The sequence below is a fragment of the Acetomicrobium mobile genome, assembly GCF_937920065.1.
The window spans coordinates 1-2912 of the sequence record NZ_CALETC010000125.1; the positions used below are offsets into that span (position 1 = coordinate 1).

Below are 2912 nucleotides of genomic sequence, written 5' to 3' on the forward strand. Positions count from 1 at the left end.
GCCCTTTCCACGAGCACTTCAGCCATTGCACCGATTATAAGGGGGGTGCTCATCTGAATGGCCCTCGACAGAAGCCCTACGATAATAGCAGTCATCGATCTTTCACCTTGCTTTCCTCGTGAAGGTGCTTTTTTTCTATCGCAATTACGATGCGCTGGCGTATGAAATAGGAAACGATCACAGATAGCATGACAAACCCCTCCATGATTCCCAGGATGCTCGAGGAAATCCCCGACACCTGAACGGCAATGGTTCCTCCGACTTTAAGGGCGCCAAAAAGAAGCGCCGACAACACGATCCCCAAGGGGTGGGCATTTCCAAGTATTGCTATCCCAATCCCCTCGGCTCCGATCATGGGGTTAAAGCCCTGAACGAGCATGTGTTGGATGCCGTTTACCTCGGTAAAGCCCGCAATTCCTGCAAAGGCACCGCTTATGAAAAATACGATAACGAATATTCTCTTTTCATCTATGCCAGCGAAGCGAGCCGCGCTTCGGTTTATACCCACTGCCCTTATCCTAAAGCCCAGGGTCGTCTTCCAGAGGATATAGTAAGTTATAACAGCGACCAGCAAGGCCAAAATCAACCCCATATGAAGCCTCGTATGGGGAATTAGCGTCGGGATCCAAGCGCTTTGCGCTATTACGTCCGTTTGCGGGTATTCACCCTTAGATTCTATCAAGGGCCCTCTGATGAGGTAGTTCATTATCGCTATTGCCACATATGTAGACATTAAACTTATGAGAAATTCGTGGGCGTTGAAGCGGGCCTTTGCGTAACCGATCAATGATCCCCACGCTCCCCCGGCCATCAAGCTTAAAAGCAAACACAAGGTCAAAAGTAGCGGTTTCGGCAGGAAGCTGAAATATAGGGAGCAACTAACCGAGGCGAGGCAACCCATATAAAATTGCCCTTGAGCTCCAATGTTGAATAGCGTCGCTCTAAAGGCGAAACCAAAGGCCAACCCCGTAAAGATCAAAGGTGTAGCTTTTGCAAAGATGTCGGCTATGTTATACATATCGCGAAAGGCAAAAGTCAGGATATCTCTATAAACGGTAATGGGATTTAGGTCCAAAAATAACATCATGATTCCGCTTAAAAATAAGCCAACAACGACGGAATAGGCTGGGAAAAGGGCCAGTAATATATGGTGTTCTTTTTTCATCGCTCTGTCGTCACTCCCATCATGAGCAAGCCTATTTCATCGATGTTTACGTCCCGGCCGTCGAGGGTCTTAAGTATGCGACCCCTGTATATGACGCTAAATCTATCGGAGAGCGAAAGTATCTCCGACAACTCTGTAGAGATCAATAAAACTCCCTTGCCTTCGTTTCTTGCTTTCAAAAGCATTTGATGGACGTAATTAGTAGAAGCTATATCAAGCCCCCTGGTAGGTTGAACGGCAATGAGCAGGTACTTAGCAGTTGCGATCTCACGAGCTATGACAATCTTCTGTTGGTTGCCCCCCGACAAATACCGAACCAACGTATCGGGCGAGGGCGTTTTGATGGCGAAGTTTTCTATGGTTCTCGTTGCGTATTGTCTGATGGCATCGTTCTGAAGTATGCCTCTTCTTGAAAAGCTGGGTGTGTCGAAGTTTTTTATGATCAAATTTTCCTGTATTGACATGTCAAGCACTAAGCCCTCTTTATGTCTGTCGGCAGGGATATATCCAACGCCGTAGTCGATGATCCGTCGAGTAGGCTCGTTAACGAGAGAAATATTTTTATGATGTATGTTAAGATATATGTTTCCTTCGCTTATGGGCCTTAACCCATATAAGGCTTCAGCAAGTTCATCCTGGCCATTGCCGCTTACACCGGCTATGCCGTGAATCTCACCGGCAAAGATCTCTAGGTTTAGAGAGTCCACGGCCCAATGGCCCAAATCACCCTTGATTTTGAGGTCTTTTATTGTAAGGATGGGCTCTTTTTTATCAAGGGACACATTATTAATTGATCTTATTTCAAGGTTGCTCAATTCACGCCCGACCATCATCACGGCAAGTTCTTCTTCCGTGGCATCTTGGCGCGGAATTTCGCCCGTCACGCGTCCGCTTCGAAGCACCACGATACGGTCTGCTATCTCCAAGACCTCGTTTAACTTATGGGATATGAATATTACTGAATTTCCCTGTCTTCGAAAGTCACGGATGAAGTTAAAGAGCATCTCCGTGCTTTGTGGCGTCAACACGGCGGTAGGTTCGTCCATGATGAGCACCTTGGCTCCTCGATAGAGGGCCTTTATAATTTCGACCCTTTGCTGCATTTCCACGGGAAGTTGGTTGACCGTGGCGAAGGGGTCCACTTTAAGGCCATACGTCTCGCCCAGCTTTTCTATCTCCTTGGCAGTCTCTTCAACCGAAAAGCTACGCCTGGGGTCCGTTATCGTCCCGAGCATGACATTTTCAACAACGGAATGGACCGGCACAAGCGTGAAGTGCTGATGGATCATCCCAATGCCGAGCTCCATGGCATCCTTCGGTGACTCTATGTTGGCGATCTTGCCATTAATTTTTATTTCTCCCTCGTCGGGCTTGTACATCCCGTATAAAATCCTCATTAAAGTCGACTTACCCGCGCCGTTTTCGCCTAGCAGAGCAAGAACCTCTCCCCTTTTTACGGTAAGATCGACCTTATCCAAGGCTAAGACCCCGGGAAAGAATTTTGAAATCCCGGAAAGCTCCACAACGACATCATCGTTTGACGACATACTTATCACCGTCTGTCTAAGTAAAATTAAATAAAGGGGGGCTAACGTTCCCCCCTTTTATTATACTAAAAACGTACTTATTCCAGGGGCTCCGGAAATTGAGAGAGGAACCGCAAAAGCTGGTTTTCTTTTATTGACTGCTCGGCTTGCGAGACGAGGCCCCTCACTTCAGAGCTGACCGCGTCCGTGTAGGAAACTTG

The 2912-nt window shown here is 47.5% G+C and carries 2 protein-coding genes; both read right to left on the bottom strand.

Going from position 1 to position 2912, the window contains the following annotated elements; translation table 11 throughout:
* Window positions 1-91: 91 nt before the first annotated feature.
* The gene (locus tag Q7P41_RS05255) at window positions 92-1165 is read right to left on the bottom strand and encodes an ABC transporter permease (RefSeq protein WP_303882724.1); all 1074 of its coding nucleotides are present in this window, start codon (window positions 1163-1165) and stop codon (window positions 92-94) included.
* Window positions 1162-2712 carry an ABC transporter ATP-binding protein gene (locus Q7P41_RS05260; RefSeq protein ID WP_303882725.1) on the bottom strand — a complete coding sequence of 517 codons (1551 nt, stop codon included), beginning with the start codon at window positions 2710-2712 and terminating at the stop codon, window positions 1162-1164. The genes Q7P41_RS05255 and Q7P41_RS05260 overlap by 4 nt, the downstream gene beginning before the upstream one ends.
* Between the last annotated feature and the right edge of the window lie 200 nt (window positions 2713-2912).

Excerpts from the sequence above, each read along its gene's own strand:
- Q7P41_RS05255 (WP_303882724.1), bottom strand. The coding sequence starts at position 1,165 with ATGAAAAAAGAACACCATATATTACTGGCCCTTTTCCCAGCCTATTCC.
- Q7P41_RS05260 (WP_303882725.1), bottom strand. The coding sequence starts at position 2,712 with ATGTCGTCAAACGATGATGTCGTTGTGGAGCTTTCCGGGATTTCAAAA.